Source organism: Pseudomonas sp. DF11, assembly GCF_058148565.1.
In genome coordinates this window covers 584,811-605,746 of record NZ_JBYVYN010000003.1, presented here as the reverse complement: position 1 = coordinate 605,746, position 20,936 = coordinate 584,811, and the positions used below count along the sequence as shown (strand labels likewise).

Sequence of the window (20,936 nt, the reverse complement as noted above, 5' to 3'; positions counted from 1 at the left end):
GACTTGATCAATGGACTGCCGGCGTTCGTCAGGGTTCTATTTTTCTTTATCGCGTCCTGGCCTGGGTCACCCGATCCACCAGGTAGACCAGCCCGTGGTAGTCAATGGCACCGTATTGCGTAAGACCGATCTCACATGTACGGCTCGTAGATATCCCTTCGCTGCAATGCTGCACCGCGTCCTTGAGCGTACGCAGCGAATGGGCATTCAGCTCCGGCGTGGTGAAGCCCTTGTCGCCAGCGAAACCGCAGCAATGAATGCCTTCCGGAATGACCACGTTCTTGCTGCACTTGCGCGCCAGATCGATCAGCGCCTGGCTTTCGCCAAGGTGCTGTGTGCTGCACGTGACGTGCACCGCGATGGGCGCCTCTTGGGGGGTGAAGTCGAGACGATCCATCAAATGGGTGCGAATGAAGCGCACCGGGTCGTACAGGTCCAGTCGTACATCGCCAAGGTCCTGGACCAGTCGCAATGTGCAGGGACTGGTGTCGCAGTAGATCGGATCGAGCCCGCCGCGGCTGGCGTGCAGCAGTGCGCCGATCAGTTCCTGGCGCTTGTGTTCGGCCTGTTCTACGTAGCCTTTGGAGGCAAAAGGCTGGCCGCAGCAGAGGCTGTCCACGTTGTCGGGAAAGACGACCTGGTAGCCTGCCTTTTCCAGCAGCCGTTGGGTTTTTTCGTACAGCGACATTTGCTCTTTATCCCCTGCCGCCGGGCCCATCACCCGCGACACGCATGCTGCCAGGTAGACCACTCTGGGGCGTTCGTCGGATACCGCAGGGCTGAAGCGGATGGCCTTTTCCGGCTGGGGCATGGCGTTGCTCCACTGCGGAACCTGGCCTTTGGACAGACGCGTCAACGAGGCCGACAGTTTCGCCAGGCGGGGCGCGCCTAGCAGCATGCGCGCACCGTTGGCGACGTGCAGGGCAAAGCGTGCGCCTTGCAACGTGGTGGCGAAATTTCCTTCAATCCAGTCGGCAGTTTTCGTCTTCGTCGCGTCACGGCTGCGCAGCTTTTTCACCAGCTCGCCGGTATTGATGCCTACCGGGCAACGTTGTGCGCACAAACCTGTGGCGGCGCAGGTATCGATGCCCTGGTATTGGTAGGCGCGTTCCAGTTCGGTGGTGTCGGTGCCGGCGCGTTTCTTCGCCTGGATATCCCGCCAGATCACGATGCGCTGGCGCGGGCTCAAGGTCAGGTCCTTGGAAGGGCACACCGGCTCGCAGAAACCGCACTCGATGCACTTATCCACGATCTCATCGGCGGCCGGCAGCGGTTTGAGGTGCTTGAGGTGGATCTGCGGGTCTTCGCTGAGTACCACGTCCGGGTTGAGGATGCCGTTGGGATCGAGCAGGCGTTTGAGTTGCCACATCAATTGATAGGCATCGCTGCCCCATTCCAGCTCGACGAACGGTGCCATGTTGCGCCCGGTGCCGTGTTCGGCTTTCAGCGAGCCGCCGAACTCCACCGCCACCAACTGTGCGACGTCATCCATGAACGCCTGGTAGCGTGCGACTTCTTCTGGGTTGTTGAAGCCTTGGGTGAAGACGAAGTGCAGATTGCCTTCCAGTGCGTGTCCGAAAAGGATCGCTTCGTCGTAGTGATGTTTGTCGAACAGCTCGATCAGGCGGTTTACGCCGATGGCCAGTTGTTCCACCGGAAAGGTCACGTCTTCGATGATTACAGTGGTGCCGGTTTTGCGTACCGCGCCCACGGCTGGGAAGGTGTCTTTACGGATCGCCCAGAGCCGGGCGTTTTCCCGTGGGTCTTCGGTAAAGTCGACCTGTTTTTCCACTGGGAAGCCGGCCAGCGAGGCCATGATTCGGGTCAGCTGCTCTTGTAGCAACGACGAGGAGGCAGCGCGGGATTCGATCAGCAGGGCGCAGGCATTTATCGACAGGTGCTGTACGAAATCCGGCATGCCTGGCTTGTCCTGCACCGAGCGCAGGCTGCGGCGGTCCAGCAGTTCCACGGCCGAGACCGGCTGGCTTTTCAGCACGGTGACGGCGTTGCAGCAGGTTTCCACATCCGGGAAGACGATCAATGCCGAGGCTTTGTTCGGGTGGTCGATGACCGTGTTGTAGGTCACCGCGCTGATAAAACCGAGGGTACCTTCGGAGCCCACCAGCAGGTGGCTCAAGATATCCACAGGCTCGTCAAAATCCACCAGGGCATTGAGTGATAGGCCGGTGGTATTTTTCAGACGGTATTTGTGGCGAATTCGTGCAGCCAATTCGGTGTTGGCGCGGGTTTCGCGACCCAGAGTGGCCAGGCGTTCCAGCAGTTCGCCATGACTTGTACGAAAAGCCGCCACGCTGGCTTCGTCTTCGGTATCCAGACGCGTGCCATCGGCCAGTACCAGGCGGATGCCGGCCAAGGTGTGGTAGGTGTTCTGCGCGGTGCCGCAGCACATGCCGCTGGCGTTGTTGGCGACAATACCGCCGATCTTGCAGGCGTTGATCGAGGCTGGATCAGGGCCGATCTTGCGCCCGAACGGCGCCAGCCAGGCGTTGGCCTGGGCGCCGATCACGCCGGGCTGCAAGCGGATCTGCGTGCCTTGTTCGCGAATCTCACGGCCGTTCCAGTTATCCCCAAGCACAATCAGCACCGAATCGCTGATGGCTTGCCCGGACAGGCTGGTGCCGGCGGCGCGGAAGGTGACCGGGACCTGGTCCCGTTGGGCCAGTTTCAGCAGGGCGATCACTTCATCTTCGGACTCGACCCGTACCACCAGTTTCGGAATCAGCCGATAGAAACTGGCGTCGGTGCCGAAAGCCAAAGTCGACAGCGGATCGTCGAAACGTCGTGTTTGCGGAATCAGTTGCTGTGCATCACGCAGGAAAGAGGCCGGAAGGGTCATTGGTCCTCCAGAATCAAAACCACCAGATCCTTCGGACCATGGGCACCGTAGGCCAGGACTTGTTCGATGTCGGCGGTCTTCGACGGGCCGGACACCAGCAGGGCGTTGGTGGGCATGCCTTGGGCCCATTCGAATTCCTGTTGCACTTCATAGAAGTTGTCGCGGATTTCGCTGGCCTTGAGCAGAGCGAAATGTACGGGTGGCACCAGGCTCATCAGTCGCGGCTCCTCCCGCGTTGGCCAAAGAATCAGGCTACCGGTGGCGGCGATGGCGCCGAGGGTTCCGGTCAGGCTGGCCGGGGTGTCATTGAATAACTCGGCCTTCCATTCCTCTACCGGGCGGTTGTAGGCCTTGAGAGTTGGCAGGTCTGGATTGTTCGCCCAGAACTGTGTGATTTTTTGCCCGTGCGGCGTGGTCGGGGCGATGAGCAGGCTCGGCAGCTGGCGGTCACGCAGCAACTGCGCCAGCAGCGCGGGCCAGCCGTCACCGGACGTCAGATGGATTTCGGTGTGCACCGCCTCCATCAGCTTGCGCAATTGCGGGATGCGTTCTTCGGGCGCATAGCGGTAGGTTTGCGTCACCAGGTCGACATCGAAGTTGTCGGCAACCGGTGTGGCTCCGGTCAGGCTTTTACGCAGCTTGGCGAGGATATTGTCCTTGGCGCTCATCAACGGTCTCCCTGCTGGTTCAGGTGTTCGCGGGCCAGGTCATGCAATGAGCGGGCGGCGGGTTTGGGGGCGCTGTGGTTCTGGGTCCATGGGCCGACGTTTTTAGGCGTCAGGGCGCGCAAGCGCGTGGCGAGGAAACCGAACAACCGATACAGCCGCGGCGAACTGTTGAGCCGGGCCCAGGCATTCCAGATGAAGCGTTCCTTGGGTGAGTATTTGCTGCCCTGGCCGCGCATCACTGGGTTCGGGCTGTCCGGCGCCTTGACGTTTTCTTCTCGTAGCCGCCGCAGCAAAGCCGGGATTGGGATTTTTACCGGACACACCTCACCGCAGGCGCCGCACAGCGAAGACGCGCTCGGGTGGTCCGGTACCTTGGCCAGGCCGACCATGTGCGGCGTGATGATTTTTCCGATAGGCCCCGGGTAAACCTCGCCGTAGGCATGACCGCCGATTCGGGTATAGACCGGGCAATGATTCATACAAGCGCCGCAGCGGATGCAGTTCAGGGTCTGGCGCAGTTCGCTGTCGGCAAACGCCTGGCTGCGACCGTTGTCCAGCAGCACCAGGTGAACCTCTTGGGGGCCATCCAGTTCGTCAGGCTTGCGCGGGCCGGAGATCATGTTGACGTAAGTGGTGATCGGCTGGCCGAGGGCCGAGCGGGTCAGCAGTGAAAGCAGTGGCACGACATCGCGCAGGTTTTCCACGACTTTTTCGATGCCGGTCACGGCGATGTGCACCGGCGGTACGGTGGTGGACATCCGCCCGTTGCCTTCGTTTTCCACCAGCAGCAGCGTGCCGGTTTCGGCCACGGCGAAGTTGACGCCCGAGACGCCGATATCAGCCTCGAAGAATTTCTGCCGCAATACCTTGCGACCGATCTGAATGAGTTGGTCGACGTCCTTGGTGTACTCCACGCCGAGTTTGTCGTGGAACAAGGACGCGACCTGACCGGCGTTCTTGTGGATCGCCGGCATAATGATGTGTGAAGGCTTCTCGTGGTCGAGCTGGACGATGTACTCCCCCATGTCGGACTCGAGACATTCAATGTCCCGCACCTCGAGGAAATGGTTCATCTCCATCTCTTCGCTGACCATCGATTTGCCCTTGATCACTTGCCGCGCCTCGTGAGCCCGGATGATCGAGAGGACGATGCCATTGGCCTCGTCCACCGTCTCCGCCCAGTGCACGTTCACACCGTTGCGGGTCAGGTTGGTTTCAAGTTGCTCGAGCAGGTCGGGCAGCTTGGATAACGCACGGGCGCGGACAGCATTGCCCAGCACCCGCAGGTGTTCTCTTTCGTGGGCATCGCTGAAGGACGTTGCCCGCTTGGTCATCAGTGAATCCATCGCGCTGCGAAAGTTGTTTCGCAGTTGCGTGTCGTCCAAAGCCTTGTGGGCCCGGGCGCGAAAATCTTCCTGCACCTCAATGGTCGGGATCAGCGTCGGCGTGCTCATGCTGCACCTCCGGTACGCTGCCAGAGGAAACTCGCCAGATGCTGACCGCGTAACGCCTCCTGTTGTTTTTCCAGCGCGCCGTTGATGTTCATCAAGCAGCCGCAGTCGGCGCTGACGACCTGATGCGCGCCGGATTCCTTCAGCGCTCGGGTCTTGTCGGCCACCATCGCACCGGAAATATCCGGCATGCGCACGCTGAACGTCCCACCAAAGCCACAGCATTCACTTTCATGGCTGTGCTCGACGCGCTCCACGTTGCGCAGCTGTGCCAACAACGCACGGCCATGCAGGTGGGTATTCATTTCACGCCGTGCCGAGCAGGACGTGTGCAGCGCGATTTTTACCGGTTTGCCGCTGTCCTGAAGCTGCACCTTGCAGACAAACAGCAGGAATTCGGCCAGTTCATAGGTCCGGGCCGCCAGGGCCTGGACTTGCTTGAGCGTCTCCGGCTCGTCCTTGAACAAGTCAGCGTAATGCTCGCGCAGCATGCCGGCGCAGGAACCCGAGGGCACCACCACCGGATAATCTTCGGCAAACAAGGCCAGTTGCGCCCGCGCCACCGTCCGCGCCTGCTCGGTGTAGCCCGAGGTGTAGGCCGGTTGGCCGCAGCAACTTTGCCCTTGCGGGTAGTCCACCCGGATCCCTTCGCGCTCCAGCAGATGAATCGCATCCATCCCCGCTTCGGGATAGAACAGATCCACCACGCACGTTCCGAACAGGTAGACCCGACGAGGTTTCTCGCTGGGGTACTGCCGAGGCTCGGGCAATGGTGGGGCGACGCGGGTCGCGTTGGGTACGGCGTTGTAAAAAAGCTCGCTCATCAGGCGTGTCTCCGGGTGGTCCCGGTTATCCGTCCGCTGAGGCCGCTGAATATAGCCAGGAAATCTTTCAGCAGCCTTGCAGACCCGGTTGTGAATAGCTGACGCCGAATCACGGTTCGGCGTCGGTTTTTCCAATATTTCGTGTAGGACTTAATGAACCAGCATGCCGGTAAACCAGTAGGCCTGGGCCAACGTGATCAGACCGACAATCGTTGCAAAGAATAGGCTGTGTTTGAGGGTGAAACGGAACAGATCCGATTCCTTGCCCACCAGCCCGGTCGCAGCGCAAGCCACGGCGATCGATTGTGGCGAAATCATCTTGCCGGTCACGCCGCCACTGGTGTTCGCCGCGACGAGCAAGGTGTCGTTGACCCCGATCTGGTGCGCGGTGGTGGCTTGCAGCGAGCTGAACAGCGCGTTGGACGAAGTATCGGAACCGGTCAGGAACACACCCAGCCAACCCAGGAACGGCGAGAAGAACGGGAACGCCGCGCCTGTGCCGGCCAACACCAGGGCCATGGTCGACGACATACCCGAGAAGTTGGTAACGAAGGCGAACGCCAGCACCATACCGATGGACAGGATCGGCCAGCGCAGTTCGAAAAAGGTCTCTTTAAAAGTGGTAAGACCAGTTTTGATGTTGATCTTCAGCACCAGCATCGAGATCAGCGCGGAGAAGAAAATCGCCGTGCCGGTAGCGGAAACTGGATCAAGCTTGAAGACCGCCGGAATGGCTGTCGGATTGACCACGATCGGCGCGACCTTGATCACCATCTGGTCCAGGTGCGGGATGGCGAAGTTGAACACCCAGCCGTACATGGACCCGCCTGCGGCGAACATCGCCTTGAACGGTTTCAGGGTCCAGATCGTCACCAGCACGGTCAGGATCAGGAACGGCGACCAGGCCTTGATGATTTCCCCCAGGCTGTAGGGCGAAGCCACGGTGCTGCGCGGCTGGCCGAAACCGCCGGCGCTGGCGGTAACCGCTGCGCTGGACGTGGCGCCGGCAATCTGCGCGCCGGCGGTGCGCTTGGGCTGCCAGACTTTCAGGAACAGGGTCAGGGAAATCAGGCTGGCCAGGGCCGAGGTGATGTCCGGCAGTTCCGGGCCGATGAAGTTGGAGGTGAAGTACTGGGTGACGGCGAAGCTCAAGCCGGCAACCAATGCTGCCGGCCAGGTTTCCCGCACGCCGCGCAGGCCGTCCATCATGAACACCAGCCAGAACGGCACGAACAGCGACAGCAGTGGCAACTGGCGACCGGTCATGGCGCCGATCTTGAAGGCGTCGATCCCAGTGACCTGGCCGGCCACGATAATTGGAATGCCCAGCGCGCCGAACGCCACCGGGGCAGTGTTGGCGATCAGGCACAGGCCCGCGGCGTACAGGGGGTTGAAGCCCAGGCCGACCAACAGCGCGGCAGTGATTGCCACCGGTGCACCGAAACCGGCGGCGCCTTCCAGGAATGCGCCGAAGCAAAAACCGATCAACAGCACTTGCAGGCGTTGGTCATCGGTAATCGACAGCACCGAGCTGCGAATCACCTCGAACTGGCCACTCTTGACCGTCAGTTTGTAGAGGAACACGGCGGCGACAATGATCCAGGCGATGGGCCACAGGCCATAGGCAAAACCATAGCCGGCGGCGGCAAAGGCCATGTCTGCCGGCATGTTGAACGCAAAAATCGCCACCGCGATGGCCAGGGCCAAGGTGATGCTGCCGGCCACGTGCCCCTTGAGGCGAAACACCGCCAGGGCCAGGAAGAAAAACACGATGGGAATAACGGCCGCGAGTGCGGACAAGCCGAGGCTGCCGAGCGGGCTGTAGAGCTGTTGCCAGGTTTGCATGGTGGGTGGGCCCCTAATTGTTGTTGGTCAGGCACTGTCAGCGTTTTTGGTTAATTGGTAATACCAATTTACAATCGCCGTTGGCTAGGGTAAAAGCCTTGGTTGTCGTGTGTCAATTTGCCGCCCTGAAACTTTCGTCGAATAAGCGGTGCAGATGGCATCTGATCCGTTGATGCAAACGGTTTTTGATGGGTGTGGATAAGCCTCGGATGGGCCAGAATAGAGAGCCCGGCGAGCCGTCGGGATCGTGGAGAATCGAGTTATGGGGTTTGATCAGATTCGTCAGCGCCGTTTGTCTGACGATATTGTCGAGCGACTTGAAGGAATGATCCTCGAGGGCACGTTGAAGTCCGGTGAGCGGTTGCCGGCTGAGCGGGCTCTGGCTGAACAATTCGGCGTGTCACGCCCTTCGTTGCGCGAGGCGATCCAGAAACTGGCGGCCAAGGGCCTGCTGGTCAGCCGCCAGGGCGGCGGCAATTATGTGGTGGAGTCGCTGGGTTCGACGTTCAGTGATCCGCTGTTGCAATTGCTGGAAAGCAATCCCGAGGCACAGCGTGACTTGCTGGAGTTTCGCCATACGCTGGAGGCGTCCTGTGCCTACTACGCGGCGCTACGGGCTACGGATGTGGATCGCGAGCGACTGACGGCGGCTTTCGATGAGCTGCAGGATTGCTACTCGCGGCACGACGAGGTGAGCCGGGCGGAGGAGGGCGCGGCGGATGCCCGGTTTCACCTGGCGATTGCCGAAGCCAGTCACAACGCGGTATTGCTGCACACCATTCGTGGGTTGTTCGACCTGCTCAAGCGCAACGTGGTGACCAACATCGGCGGTATGTACAAGCAGCGCAGTGAAACCCGCGACATGCTGATCAGTCAGCACCGAGAGTTGTATCAAGCCATTATGGATGGGCACGCCGAGCAGGCGCGGGAAGTGTCCAGCCGGCATATCTTGTATGTGCAGGAGGTCTTGGAAGAGGTGCGCCAGGAAGTGCAGCGGGTGGCGCGGGCGGAGCGGCGTAAAGGCATGTAGCTGTGGGTTCTTGGAGTGAATGCGGAACCTGTGGGAGCGAGCCTGCTCGCGAAGCGGTGTGTCTGGCACATCAATGTTGGATGTGACACCGTCATCGCGAGCAGGCTCGCTCCCACACTAGATGCTGTAGAGCGGGCTAGTCTTCCTTGCCCTTGTTGCGCACCGCGCGCTGCAACTCGCGACCGGCGTCGCGTTCGCGTTCGGTATCGCGCTTGTCGTATTCCTTCTTGCCCTTGCCCAGCGCAATTTCGCACTTGATCAAGTGCTTGCTCCAGTACAGTGACGTACAGACGCAGGCGTAGCCTTTCTGCTGCACGGACGCGAAGAGTTTTTCCAGCTCGCGCTTGTTGAGCAGCAGTTTGCGCGAGCGCACCGGGTCGGCGATCACGTGGGTGCTGGCGGTGGTCAGCGGCGTGATATGACTGCCCAGCAGCCAGGCTTCGCCGTCCTTGAGCAGCACATAACTGTCGACCAGTTGCGCCTTGCCGGCACGCAAGCTCTTTACTTCCCAGCCGGCCAGGACCATGCCAGCCTCGAAACGTTGTTCGATGAAGTAATCGTGTCGCGCCTTTTTATTTTGCGCGATGGTCCCTGTGGGGTGTTTCTTCTGTTTAGCCATAGGGGCGGCATTATAGGCAGTTGCGTGCGTGTCGGCTACGGTGAAGCTGCGTGCTTGAGCACGTTGAGTGAATCCCGGACAATGCGGCCTCTTTTTTGAACGCTTGGGCGTGATCACGATGTCGACAGACAAGGTTTCTGTCCACGGCAGTTGGGCTAGCCGTTGGGTCTTCATACTCGCGGCGACCGGTTCTGCCGTGGGGCTGGGTAGTATCTGGAAGTTTCCGTACATGGTCGGCGTCTACGGTGGCGGCGCCTTCGTACTGATGTTCCTGGCGTGCATTGCGCTCATCGGCGCTCCGGTGATGCTGGCTGAAACCCTGATTGGTCGGCGGGCCCGGCAAAGCCCGGCCAATGCCCTGAAGGTGCTGGCGGTGGAAGCGGGGCATTCGACCAAATGGTCGTGGGGCGCCTTCGCCGGGATGATCACGGCGCTGTTGATCCTGTCTTTCTATAGCGTGGTCGGTGGCTGGTCGCTGGACTACATCATCGACATGGGGCGCGGGGACTTCCAGGGGGCCACGCCGGATCAGGTGGGCGCCTACTTCGGCAACGTGATCTCCGATCCCTGGAGGCTGACCCTCTGGCACACGATCTTCATGGTGCTCTCGGCGGTGGTGATTGCCCGGGGCGTGGTCGCCGGGCTTGAGCGCAGCCTGCGGATCATGATGCCGTTGCTGTTCGTGATGATCCTGGTGCTGCTGGGCTACAGCATGACCACTGGGCATTTCATGGAAGGCGTGCATTTCATGTTCGACTTCCAGCCAGAGAAAGTCCTGGATGGCCTGTTACCGGCGATGGGGCACGCGTTTTTCTCCCTGAGCGTCGGGGTCGGCTCGATCATGATTTACGGCGCCTACATGCCCAAGAACGCATCCTTGACCCGGACCGTCTTTGGCGTTGCACTGCTGGATACCTTCGTGTCGCTGTTGGCGGGCGTGGCATTGTTTCCGATTGTGTTCGCCGCCGGCCTGAACCCGAGCGAGGGGCCGGGGTTGATGTTTGTCAGCCTGCCCTTCGCTTTCGGCAGCATGGCCTTCGGCCAATTGATGGGCGTGGTGTTTTTTGTCCTGGTGGCCATCGCGGCCTGGAGTTCGGCCATTTCCCTGCTGGAGCCCATGGTGGCCTACTTGGTTGAACGGACCCGTATCAGTCGCGCCTGGGTGACCTTCTGGTTGGCTTTTACCTGCTGGTTTGTCGGCCTGGGCACGGTGTTTTCCTTCAATATATGGAAGCAAGCGAAGTTTTTCGTGAACGAAGGCGGGCTGTTTCATCTCTACCAGTGGGGCGCAACCGAAGGGCTGGATTTCTTCGGCGTGATTGATTTCTTCACATCACGGATCATGCTGCCATTGGGTGGTTTATGTTTCGTGGTGTTTGCAGGATGGGTGATGGGGCGTGAGGCGGTGCGTGATGAACTGTCGCTGCGCAGCCCGGTTTTGTTTGCCTTGAGCCTGTTCTTGATGCGCTATGTGGCGCCCATCGGCATTCTCGTAGTGTTTGCCGCCCAGCTGTGGAAGTGACGCTTACATGACGACACATATTCAACGCTCGGCCTTGCTGCCCTACCCGGCGCAGGCGCTGTATGACCTGGTCAACGATGTGGCGAGCTATCCGGAGTTCCTGCCGTGGTGCGCATCCGCCGAGGTGCTGGAGAGCTCCGAAACTCATATGCGCGCCAGCCTCAACATTGCCAAGAGCGGTTTGAGCCAGCGTTTCGTCACGCGCAATACGCTGGTGCCTGGGCAATCCATTGAGATGAACCTGGAAGAGGGGCCCTTCAATCAGCTCCACGGCGTCTGGGTGTTCAAGCCTCTGGGCGATAAGGCCTGCAAGATCAGCCTGGACCTGTCGTTCGACTACGCCGGCCCATTGGTGCGTGCAACGTTGGGGCCGCTGTTCAATCAGGCCGCCAACACCCTGGTTGACGCGTTCTGCCAGCGGGCCAAGCAGAATGCAGAGCTCAAGCGTTGATTGAGATAGAAGTGGTGTATGCCAGTGTCGACCGCCAGGTCTTGCGCACATTTGCCGTGCCGCAAGGCACGAGTGTTCGCGCAGCGCTGAAGGCATCGGGTATTACTGATGCATTCCCCGAGCTGGATCTGGCGACCTGCCCGGTGGGGATTTTTGGCAAGGTGGTCGCCGATCCTGATCGGCAGGTAGTCCAGGCGGCTGATCGGCTGGAGATTTATCGACCTTTGCTGGCCGATCCTAAAGAAATTCGTCGATTGCGGGCGGCCAAGGCTGCTCAAGCGCGCCAATCCGATCAGTAACCCGCTTGAATCGCAGGCAATAAAAAACCCGGCATGCCGGGTTTTTTTACGTCGCGGTTTATTGCGGCGAGGTATCCAGAGGTTCTGGCGTCGGGACTGGTACGGTCTCGACTTTGTCCACGTCCTTCTGGATCTGGTCCAGCAACGAACCTGGCTTGGCCGGTTTTTCCGGTTTCTGCTGTTCGGCGTTCTGGGTCGGCTCGGTAACGGTAGTGCCGCTGTCCTTGCCCATGATGGCCTCGTCGCGGCTCACGCCGGGCATGAAATCGCCCGACAGGCTGACGAGTTGGTCGTTAGCGTTGAAAATGACGCTGATGCGTTCCTGTTGGCGCTCGCCGCCACCTGGCTGCAAACTGTACAGATAATCCCAGCGATCGGCGTGGAACGTGTCGGTCAACAGAGGGTTACCCATGATAAACCGTACTTGCCGGCGGGTCATTCCCGGGCGTAACTGGTCTATCATGTCCTGCGTGACGACATTGCCCTGCTGGATGTCGATTTTGTAAACCCCGGGGAATGAACAACCGGCGAGTGCGAGCAGTCCCACAAAGGTGAAACTGGTTAGCAAGAGCTTGGTGTTTTGCATCGGTGGGCGACTTCCACTATCTTGGCTGGGACAACGTAAACGCCGATCATACCCGCATTAAGAGAAGCTGCGAAGCAGCATCGCGAGAAAGCTGACCATGGTTGAAAATAGCGAACTACGCAAAGCCGGCCTCAAAGTGACCCTGCCACGGGTCAAGATTCTACAAATGCTCGATTCCGCCGAGCAACGCCACATGAGTGCCGAGGACGTCTACAAGGCGCTGATGGAGGCTGGTGAGGACGTCGGTCTGGCCACGGTTTACCGTGTTCTGACCCAGTTCGAGGCAGCTGGCCTTGTGGTGCGGCACAACTTCGACGGAGGCCACGCGGTCTTCGAACTGGACGACGGCAAGCATCACGACCATATGGTCAACGTCGAGACCAGTGAAGTGATCGAATTCTTCGACGAAGAAATCGAGCGGCTGCAGAAAGCAATTGTCGACAAGTATGGCTTCGAGATGGTTGATCACAACCTCGTGCTGTATGTACGTAAGAAAAAGTAAGCATGTCGCGCGGACTTAAGGTTCGCGAAACGAACGAAGGCGACCCTAGGGTCGCCTTCGTGCTTTCTGCCGTTCTCAGATTTTCGCGGTAACGACCATTTTTTTCGCGTGGGCCAGGGATTCCTTGGTGAGGTCGATACCTCCGAGCATTCGCGCCACCTCTTCCACGCGCTCATTTTTGTTGAGTTTGGACACAGCGGTGCGAGTGGCGTCCTCGCCACGCACCTTGTGCACAAACAAATGCTGGTGTCCCTGGGCGGCGACCTGGGGTAAGTGAGTAACGGTCAGCACTTGGCCACGCTCACCCAGTCGGCGCAGCAGTTGGCCGACAATTTCCGCGGTTGGGCCGCCGATGCCTACGTCCACTTCGTCGAATACCAGCGTCGGCACGCGAGAGGTTTGTGCGGTGATGACCTGGATGGCCAGGCTGATTCGTGACAATTCGCCGCCGGAGGCGACTTTGGCCAGGGCCTTGAGTGGTTGCCCGGGGTTGGCGCTGACCAGCAGTTCTACTTGCTCAAGTCCATTGGGCTGGAGCTCGTCGCCGGCGTTGGGGCGCAATTCGATGGTGAAGCGCCCGCCGGGCATACCCAGGCGCTGGATTTCCTGCTCCACGGCGTTGGCCAGCGCTGTGGCGGCCTGCCGTCGCAGTTCACTGAGTTCCTTGGCCTTTTCCTGGTAATGACGGGCATAAGAAGCCAGTTCGTCCCCCAGGCGTTCGATGGATTCATCGTTGGCGTTCAGGGTTTCCAGCTCTTCCAGTAGCCGCTGTTGGAGTTCGGCAACATCGGTCGGCTGGATGCGGTGCTTGCGCGCCAGCGTATAGATGGTGTCCAGGCGTTCTTCCAGGTACTGCAGGCGTGCCGGGTCGGCATCGAAATGGTCGAGGAAGCGGTTCAGCTCCCCGACGGCCTCTTCGACCTGGATCTGCGCGCTCGTCAGCAGGTTGGTCGCTTCGTTCAACGCGCCCACCGAATTGTTCACGCTGGAGAGTCGGTTCAGGCTCGCTGTCAGTGCATTGAGCACATTGCCCGAATCGCTCTCGCTGCATTGTTCGACCACTTGTCGGCAAATGCCCAGCAGGGTTTCGGCGTTGGTCAGGTTCTTGTGTTCCTGCTCCAGCTCTTCCAGTTCATTTTCACCCAGTGCCAGGTTCTCCAGCTCTTCGAGCTGGTAGCTCAGCAACTGGTGACGGGCACGCTGTTCGTCGCCAGAGTTGGAGAGTCGATCCAGTTCCTGTCGGGTCTGGCGCCAGCGTTGGGCCGCCAGTTGGACCTGTCGTGCCAGATCCGTGGCGCCGGCGTACTCATCCAGCAAGCGGCGGTGGGTGTCGGTCTTGAGCAGGGATTGGTGTTCGTGCTGGCTGTGAATGTCGATCAGCAGCTCACCGAGGGCCTTGAGATCGCCCAAGGGGCAGGGCGTGCCGTTGATGTAGCCTCGGGAGCGGCCTTCGGCGGTGATGACCCGGCGAAGGATGCACAGGCCGTCGGTGTCCAGGTCGCGCTCGGCCAGCCAGGCGCTGGCCTCGGGGATGTCGATCAGGTCGAACGTCGCCAGGATGTCGGCCTTGTCTGCTCCGGGGCGCACTACGCCACTGTCGGCGCGGTCGCCCAGCGTCAGGCCCAGGGCATCGAGCATGATCGACTTGCCCGCGCCGGTTTCACCGGTGATCACGCTCATGCCTCGGTCAAGTTCGAGGTCGAGATGTTCGACGATGGCGTAGTTGTGTACGGACAGGTGCACCAGCATAAGGCCGCTCCCAGGCTTTAGGTCTGGTTATTTATACAGTGTTTTGTTTCGGCCTGACAATGCCCTCGCTTAGCTCGATTTGCTTGGGCGGAGGGTTTTCTTAGCGCTGCGAGGAATGACTATGCAGCTGTTTTTTGTAAGGTTAATTCGTCAAATGGCCCTTGAAGCTGGAAAACCCGACCCCATATACCGGGGCAGAAGCGCGAGTCGAGCTCGCGGACGAAGTTGAGAGGAGAAATCTATGGCTGACGAACAGACGCAGGATACGCAAAATCTAGACGCCAACCAGGCTTCCCAGGATTCCGGTGAAGACCTGGCGGCACGTGTACAAGTGCTCGAGGAGCAACTGGCCGGTGCGCAGGATCAGGCGTTGCGTGTAGCAGCCGACCTGCAGAATGTCCGCCGTCGCGCCGAGCAAGATGTAGAGAAGGCTCATAAATTCGCCTTGGAGCGTTTCGCCGGCGACCTGCTGCCGATCATCGACAGCCTGGAGCGCGGCCTGGAACTGTCCAACCCGGATGACGAAAACATCCGTCCGATGCGCGAAGGCATCGAGCTGACCCTGAAAATGTTCCAGGACACCCTCAAGCGTTATCAGCTCGAAGCCCTCGATCCGCATGGCGAACCCTTCAATGCCGAGCACCATCAGGCCATGGCGATGCAGGAAAGTGCCGACGTCGAGCCGAACAGTGTCCTGAAGGTTTTCCAGAAGGGTTACCTGCTTAACGGTCGTCTGCTGCGCCCGGCCATGGTCGTGGTCAGCAAGACGCCTGCACCGGTTTCGCCTTCTATTGATGAGCAGGCTTGAAATCGGTCGTAGTGGCCCCATCTATTAAGTCAAGCGTTTAAGTGCTACCGCAGTTAGCCACCACTGCTGCGGCAACAAAATCCAAGTTCCGGGAGAGTTAACATGGGCAAGATTATCGGCATCGACCTGGGGACCACCAACTCGTGCGTCTCCGTGCTGGAAAACGGCAAGGCCAAAGTTATCGAGAACGCTGAAGGCGCGCGTACCACGCCGTCGATCATCGCTTACGCCAACGATGGCGAGATTCTGGTTGGCCAGTCGGCCAAGCGTCAGGCAGTGACCAATCCGCATAACACCCTGTACGCGGTGAAGCGTCTGATCGGTCGCAAGTTCGACGAAGAAGTCGTTCAGAAAGACATCAAGATGGTGCCTTACAAAATCGCCAAGGCTGACAATGGTGACGCCTGGGTTGAAGTGAACGGCCAGAAAATGGCTCCGCCACAGATCTCGGCTGAAATCCTCAAGAAAATGAAGAAGACCGCTGAGGATTATCTCGGCGAAGCAGTGACCGAAGCGGTCATCACCGTTCCTGCGTACTTCAACGACAGCCAGCGCCAGGCGACCAAAGACGCCGGCCGCATCGCGGGCCTGGACGTAAAACGTATCATCAACGAACCGACCGCAGCCGCTCTGGCCTACGGTATGGACAAGGCCAAGGGCGATCACACCGTGATCGTTTATGACCTGGGTGGCGGTACCTTCGACGTTTCCGTGATCGAGATTGCTGAAGTTGACGGCGAGCACCAGTTCGAAGTGCTGGCGACCAACGGCGACACTTTCCTCGGTGGTGAAGACTTCGACATTCGCCTGATCGACTACCTCGTCGACGAGTTCAAGAAAGAAAGCGGCATGAACCTCAAGGGTGACCCGCTGGCGATGCAGCGCCTGAAAGAAGCCGCTGAAAAAGCCAAGATCGAACTGTCCTCGAGCCAGTCGACCGACGTGAACCTGCCGTACATCACCGCAGATGCCACCGGTCCTAAGCACCTGAACGTAAAAATCTCCCGCGCCAAGCTTGAAGCGCTGGTGGAAGACCTGGTTCAGCGCACCATCGAACCTTGCCGCATTGCGATGAAAGATGCCGGTATCGACGTTGGTTCGATCAACGACGTGATCCTGGTTGGCGGCCAGACCCGTATGCCGCTGGTTCAGAAGCTGGTCACCGACTTCTTCGGCAAAGAAGCGCGTAAGGACGTGAACCCGGACGAAGCCGTTGCCATGGGTGCTGCCATCCAGGGCGCCGTTCTGGCTGGCGACGTGAAGGACGTCCTGCTGCTCGACGTCAGCCCGCTGACCCTGGGTATCGAAACCATGGGCGGTGTGATGACCGCGTTGATCGAGAAAAACACCACGATTCCTACCAAGAAATCCCAGGTGTTCTCGACTGCCGACGACAACCAGAGCGCCGTGACCATCCACGTGCTGCAAGGTGAGCGCAAGCAGGCTGCCCAGAACAAATCCCTGGGCAAGTTCGACCTGGCCGAGATTCCACCGGCTCCACGTGGCGTGCCACAAATCGAAGTGACCTTCGACATCGACGCCAACGGCATCCTGCACGTCGGCGCGAAAGACAAGGCCACCGGCAAGACCCAGTCGATCGTGATCAAGGCCAACTCCGGTCTGTCCGAGGAAGAAATTCAGCAGATGGTTCGCGATGCTGAAGTCAACGCCGAGGAAGACCGCAAGTTCGAAGAGCTGGCTAGCGCCCGCAACCAGGGCGACGCCCTGGTGCACTCGACCCGCAAGATGATCGCCGATGCTGGCGAGAAAGTGACCGCGGAAGAGAAAACCGCTATCGAAGCGGCTGTGGTTGCCCTTGAGGCTGCCGTAAAAGGCGACGACAAGGCTGCCATCGAGGCGAAGATCGAAGAGTTGTCCAAGGTCTCCGCTCCAGTGGCCCAGAAGATGTACGCCGAGCAGGCTCAGCCCGCTGAAGGCGCAGCTGCCCAAGGCGACTCGGCCGAAAAAGCCGATGACGTCGTTGACGCTGAGTTCGAAGAAGTGAAAGACCACAAGTAATCGCTTGTTGGTCGGCCGGTTGACTGCATTTGTGCGGTGACTGGTAGGATGTCGCCGCGCGGGGGCTTGCTCCCGCGTTGGCGTGTCTGGAGCTAATGAATTTTTACAGCATGCGACAGTGTTCGGATGTTGGCGGTGTGTTCGGGAATGCTCCTGCTTTCCGGCGATGGACGCCGCGTTTTGGCCGGGTCCCTGGCTGAAAGATATGGATTTGTAGGAGAAGTTGCGCAGGCACTTCTCCTGCAAGCCCAAGACCAGGATCGTTGAATTGACGTGAGTTGGGTCCGGGCCTGTATTGGGGCTCAACGAGTTTGGCAAGGCTCAGGAGAGGTTCGCCGAACGTCCTATAAGAGTGCAAAGACTAATGGCAAAGCGTGACTTTTACGAAGTATTGGGTGTCGAGCGGGGGGCCAGCGAGGCAGACCTGAAAAAGGCTTATCGTCGCCTGGCGATGAAGCACCACCCGGACCGTAATCCCGGCGACAAAGCGTCGGAAGAGATGTTCAAGGAGGCCAACGAGGCCTACGAAGTACTGTCCGATTCCAGCAAGCGCGCGGCTTACGACCAGTACGGTCATGCCGGTGTCGACCCAAGCATGGGCGGCGGCGGTGCCGGTTTTGGCGGTCAGAATTTCTCCGATATTTTTGGCGATGTGTTCAGCGATTTCTTCGGTGGCGGTCGCGGCGGTGCCCGTGGCGGCGCCCAACGTGGCAGTGACCTGCGCTACACATTGGAGTTGGACCTGGAAGAGGCGGTGCGCGGTACTACCGTGAATATCCGTGTTCCGACGCTGGTCAATTGCAAGCCGTGCGATGGCTCGGGGGCCAAGAAGGGCTCCTCGCCTGTTACGTGCCCAACCTGCGGCGGCATCGGTCAGGTCCGCATGCAGCAGGGCTTCTTCTCGGTGCAGCAGACCTGCCCGCGTTGCCATGGCCAGGGCAAGATCATTTCCGACCCGTGCGACTCCTGCCACGGCGAAGGGCGTGTCGAAGAGTACAAGACGCTGTCGGTGAAAGTGCCGGCCGGTGTCGATACCGGTGACCGCATTCGTCTGTCCGGCGAAGGCGAGGCGGGTGCCCAGGGTGGTCCGACTGGTGATCTGTACGTTGTGATCAATGTGCGTGAGCACGCGATTTTCCAACGCGACGGCAAGCATCTGTTCTGCGAAGTGCCGATCAGTTTTGTCGATGCTGCCTTGGGTGGTGAGCTTGAGATCCCGACCCTCGACGGTCGCGTCAAGTTGAAAATCCCCGAGGGTACGCAAACCGGCAAGCAGTTCCGGATTCGCGGCAAGGGCGTTGCGCCAGTGCGTGGTGGCGGCGCGGGTGACCTGATGTGCCGCGTGGCGGTGGAGACTCCGGTCAACCTGAGTCGGCGCCAGCGTGAGTTGCTGGAGGAGTTTCGCAGCTCGCTGGCCGATGACAACAGTCACTCCCCGAAAACCACCGGCTGGTTCGAAGGCGTGAAGCGCTTCTTCGGCGACCTGTAAGGAGTTGGCATGCGACGTATAGCTGTGATGGGCGCTGCGGGGCGCATGGGTAAGGCGCTGGTCGAAGCGGTACAGCAGCGCTCGCCGCTCTCCGGCCTGACGGCGGCCATCGTTCGTCCCGACAGTACGCTGGTAGGGGCTGATGCTGGCGAGCTGGCCTCGCTGGGGCGTATCGGTGTGCCGATGTCCGGCGGCCTGGAGAAGGTGCTCGACGAGTTCGATGTGCTGATCGACTTCACCCTGCCGGACGTGATGCTGAAAAACCTCGCGATTTGCCGCAAGCATGGCAAGGCCATGGTGATCGGCACCACGGGGCTGGATGCCGCGCAAAAGCAGCTGCTGGCCGAGGCGGGTAAAGACATTCCGATCGTGTTCGCGGCGAACTTCAGCGTGGGTGTGAACCTGTCGCTGAAGCTGCTGGAGATGACGGCCCGGGTCTTGGGTGACGATGCGGATATCGAAATCATCGAGGCGCATCACCGCCACAAGATCGATGCGCCTTCAGGAACGGCCTTGCGCATGGGCGAGGTGATTGCCGATACGCTGGGTCGCGATCTGCAGGAAGTGGCCGTGTATGGGCGCCAGGGGCATACCGGTGCTCGTGAGCGCGATACTATCGGTTTCGCTACTGTGCGCGGCGGCGATGTGGTGGGCGATCATACCGTGCTGTTCGCCACTGAGGGCGAGCGCCTGGAAATCACCCACAAGGCGTCGAGCCGGATGACCTTCGCCAAGGGTGCCGTACGTGCTGCGCTGTGGCTGGATGGCCGCGAGCCAGGTTTGTACGACATGCAGGACGTGCTCGACCTGCGTTGATGCCATTGAACGCGGGGTTCAGGTTATACTGAGCCCCGTTTTACACCGCTTCGCGACGGCCTGTCGCATTCCCCTGCCTTTAAGGCTCATTAGCGGTGGACCAAAAAAGCCTTTTTCTGTAAGCTACAGCTTTAGTGTGTCCACTAAAAGCGCGCAGAATAATTCAGTGAAGAAGCGGGGTGACGTGTCCATACGTCACTCCGCTTTTTTACAACCTGCGATCGCCCTTTCAGGCTTTATTTACGGGAGGTCTTCTTGACTAAGCCAGCCATACTCGCCCTTGCTGATGGCAGCATTTTTCGCGGCGAAGCCATTGGAGCCGACGGCCAGACCGTTGGTGAGGTGGTGTTTAACACCGCAATGACCGGCTATCAGGAAATTCTTACCGATCCTTCCTACGCCCAGCAAATCGTTACCCTGACTTACCCACACATCGGCAACACGGGCACCACGCCGGAAGATGCCGAGTCTGATCGTGTCTGGTCCGCCGGCCTGGTCATTCGTGACTTGCCGCTGGTAGCGAGCAACTGGCGTAACACGATGTCCCTGTCCGATTACCTGAAAGCCAACAACGTTGTGGCGATCGCCGGTATCGACACCCGTCGCCTGACCCGCATCCTTCGGGAAAAAGGCGCGCAGAACGGCTGCATCATGGCCGGTGACAACATTTCCGAAGAGGCCGCTATCGCCGCCGCCCAGGGCTTCCCGGGTCTCAAGGGCATGGACCTGGCGAAAGTCGTCAGCACCAAGAAACAGTACGAATGGCGCTCCACGGTCTGGGACCTGAAGACCGACAGTCACGCGACGATCGAGGCTTCCGAGCTGCCATACCACGTGGTTGCGTACGACTACGGCGTCAAGCTGAACATCCTGCGCATGTTGGTCGAGCGCGGTTGCCGCGTGACCGTGGTGCCGGCGCAAACCCCGGCCGCCGACGTCCTGGCCCTCAAGCCCGATGGCGTGTTCCTGTCCAACGGCCCTGGTGACCCCGAGCCTTGCGACTACGCGATCCAAGCGATCAAGGACGTGCTGGAAACCGAGATCCCGGTATTCGGTATCTGCCTCGGCCACCAGTTGCTGGCCCTCGCCTCGGGCGCCAAGACCTTGAAGATGGGTCATGGCCACCACGGTGCCAACCACCCGGTGCAGGACCTGGACACTGGCGTGGTAATGATCACCAGCCAGAACCACGGTTTTGCGGTAGATGAAGCGACCCTGCCAGCCAACGTGCGTGCGATCCATAAGTCGTTGTTCGATGGCACGCTGCAGGGCATCGAGCGTACCGACAAGAGCGCGTTCAGCTTCCAGGGCCACCCTGAAGCCAGCCCGGGCCCGAACGATGTGGCGCCGCTGTTCGATCGCTTCATCAATGAGATGGCCAAGCGACGCTGACCGCGTGAA

At 59.9% G+C, this 20,936-nt stretch carries 18 protein-coding genes; 10 read left to right on the top strand and 8 right to left on the bottom strand.

Going from position 1 to position 20,936, the window contains the following annotated elements:
* Positions 1 to 46 precede the first annotated feature (46 nt).
* From AC30D9_RS13205 to AC30D9_RS13185, 5 genes are all read right to left on the bottom strand, one after another.
* The gene (locus AC30D9_RS13205) at positions 47 to 2,857 is read right to left on the bottom strand and encodes an FAD-binding and (Fe-S)-binding domain-containing protein (RefSeq protein WP_490144158.1); all 2,811 of its coding nucleotides are present in this window, start codon (positions 2,855 to 2,857) and stop codon (positions 47 to 49) included.
* The gene (locus AC30D9_RS13200) at positions 2,854 to 3,525 is read right to left on the bottom strand and encodes a LutC/YkgG family protein (protein ID WP_490144157.1); all 672 of its coding nucleotides are present in this window, start codon (positions 3,523 to 3,525) and stop codon (positions 2,854 to 2,856) included. Before AC30D9_RS13200 ends, AC30D9_RS13205 begins: the two co-directional genes overlap by 4 nt.
* On the bottom strand, positions 3,525 to 4,979 hold the full coding sequence (locus tag AC30D9_RS13195) for a LutB/LldF family L-lactate oxidation iron-sulfur protein (protein WP_490144156.1): 1,455 nt from the start codon (positions 4,977 to 4,979) through the stop codon (positions 3,525 to 3,527). The genes AC30D9_RS13200 and AC30D9_RS13195 overlap by 1 nt, the downstream gene beginning before the upstream one ends.
* Complete coding sequence (locus AC30D9_RS13190; protein WP_134922789.1) at positions 4,976 to 5,800, bottom strand: (Fe-S)-binding protein; 825 nt, start codon at positions 5,798 to 5,800, stop codon at positions 4,976 to 4,978. Before AC30D9_RS13190 ends, AC30D9_RS13195 begins: the two co-directional genes overlap by 4 nt.
* Positions 5,801 to 5,950: 150 nt before the next feature.
* Positions 5,951 to 7,645: a lactate permease LctP family transporter gene (locus AC30D9_RS13185; RefSeq protein WP_134922790.1), complete on the bottom strand. Its 1,695-nt coding sequence runs from the start codon at positions 7,643 to 7,645 to the stop codon at positions 5,951 to 5,953.
* 262 nt (positions 7,646 to 7,907) lie between these two features.
* Here AC30D9_RS13185 and AC30D9_RS13180 point away from each other — a divergent pair, with 262 nt between their 5' ends.
* The gene (locus AC30D9_RS13180) at positions 7,908 to 8,675 is read left to right on the top strand and encodes an FCD domain-containing protein (RefSeq protein WP_307575697.1); all 768 of its coding nucleotides are present in this window, start codon (positions 7,908 to 7,910) and stop codon (positions 8,673 to 8,675) included.
* 136 nt (positions 8,676 to 8,811) lie between these two features.
* On the opposite strand, the gene smpB is transcribed toward AC30D9_RS13180, so the two are convergent.
* Positions 8,812 to 9,294, bottom strand: a complete 483-nt coding sequence (smpB, locus tag AC30D9_RS13175; RefSeq protein ID WP_030139770.1) for an SsrA-binding protein SmpB — start codon at positions 9,292 to 9,294, stop codon at positions 8,812 to 8,814.
* Positions 9,295 to 9,412: 118 nt separating this feature from the next.
* Here smpB and AC30D9_RS13170 point away from each other — a divergent pair, with 118 nt between their 5' ends.
* The 3 genes from AC30D9_RS13170 to AC30D9_RS13160 are packed head-to-tail and all read left to right on the top strand — an operon-like array spanning position 9,413 to position 11,566.
* A complete protein-coding gene (locus tag AC30D9_RS13170) occupies positions 9,413 to 10,816 on the top strand; it encodes a sodium-dependent transporter (protein ID WP_490144155.1) in 1,404 nt (467 codons plus the stop codon).
* 7 nt (positions 10,817 to 10,823) lie between these two features.
* Positions 10,824 to 11,267 carry a type II toxin-antitoxin system RatA family toxin gene (locus tag AC30D9_RS13165; protein ID WP_134922792.1) on the top strand — a complete coding sequence of 148 codons (444 nt, stop codon included), beginning with the start codon at positions 10,824 to 10,826 and terminating at the stop codon, positions 11,265 to 11,267.
* On the top strand, positions 11,264 to 11,566 hold the full coding sequence (locus AC30D9_RS13160) for an RnfH family protein (RefSeq protein WP_307575694.1): 303 nt from the start codon (positions 11,264 to 11,266) through the stop codon (positions 11,564 to 11,566). The genes AC30D9_RS13165 and AC30D9_RS13160 overlap by 4 nt, the downstream gene beginning before the upstream one ends.
* 58 nt (positions 11,567 to 11,624) lie before the next feature.
* On the opposite strand, the gene AC30D9_RS13155 is transcribed toward AC30D9_RS13160, so the two are convergent.
* Positions 11,625 to 12,152, bottom strand: coding sequence for an outer membrane protein assembly factor BamE (locus AC30D9_RS13155; protein WP_134922794.1), 528 nt, complete (start codon positions 12,150 to 12,152; stop codon positions 11,625 to 11,627).
* 97 nt (positions 12,153 to 12,249) lie between these two features.
* On the opposite strand from AC30D9_RS13155, the gene fur reads away from it, so the two are divergent.
* Positions 12,250 to 12,654, top strand: coding sequence for a ferric iron uptake transcriptional regulator (gene fur / locus AC30D9_RS13150; RefSeq protein ID WP_003197684.1), 405 nt, complete (start codon positions 12,250 to 12,252; stop codon positions 12,652 to 12,654).
* 75 nt (positions 12,655 to 12,729) lie between these two features.
* Here fur and recN read toward each other — a convergent pair whose 3' ends face one another.
* Positions 12,730 to 14,403 (bottom strand): DNA repair protein RecN, encoded by a 1,674-nt coding sequence (gene recN / locus AC30D9_RS13145; RefSeq protein ID WP_490144154.1) that lies wholly within the window; start codon positions 14,401 to 14,403, stop codon positions 12,730 to 12,732.
* 241 nt (positions 14,404 to 14,644) lie between these two features.
* Between recN and grpE the strand changes: the two genes are divergently transcribed.
* The 5 genes from grpE to carA all read left to right on the top strand — a co-directional run bounded on the left by grpE (position 14,645) and on the right by carA (position 20,927).
* A complete protein-coding gene (gene grpE, locus AC30D9_RS13140) occupies positions 14,645 to 15,211 on the top strand; it encodes a nucleotide exchange factor GrpE (RefSeq protein WP_109753477.1) in 567 nt (188 codons plus the stop codon).
* A 102-nt stretch (positions 15,212 to 15,313) separates the two neighbouring features.
* Positions 15,314 to 17,230: a molecular chaperone DnaK gene (gene dnaK / locus AC30D9_RS13135; protein ID WP_134922796.1), complete on the top strand. Its 1,917-nt coding sequence runs from the start codon at positions 15,314 to 15,316 to the stop codon at positions 17,228 to 17,230.
* 364 nt (positions 17,231 to 17,594) lie between these two features.
* Entirely contained in the window at positions 17,595 to 18,719 is a 1,125-nt protein-coding gene (gene dnaJ / locus AC30D9_RS13130; RefSeq protein WP_134922797.1) for a molecular chaperone DnaJ, read from the top strand.
* A 9-nt stretch (positions 18,720 to 18,728) separates the two neighbouring features.
* The gene (gene dapB, locus AC30D9_RS13125; RefSeq protein WP_134922798.1) at positions 18,729 to 19,535 is read left to right on the top strand and encodes a 4-hydroxy-tetrahydrodipicolinate reductase; all 807 of its coding nucleotides are present in this window, start codon (positions 18,729 to 18,731) and stop codon (positions 19,533 to 19,535) included.
* Between the two features lie 255 nt (positions 19,536 to 19,790).
* Positions 19,791 to 20,927: a glutamine-hydrolyzing carbamoyl-phosphate synthase small subunit gene (gene carA, locus AC30D9_RS13120; protein WP_003197697.1), complete on the top strand. Its 1,137-nt coding sequence runs from the start codon at positions 19,791 to 19,793 to the stop codon at positions 20,925 to 20,927.
* Positions 20,928 to 20,936 lie beyond the last annotated feature (9 nt).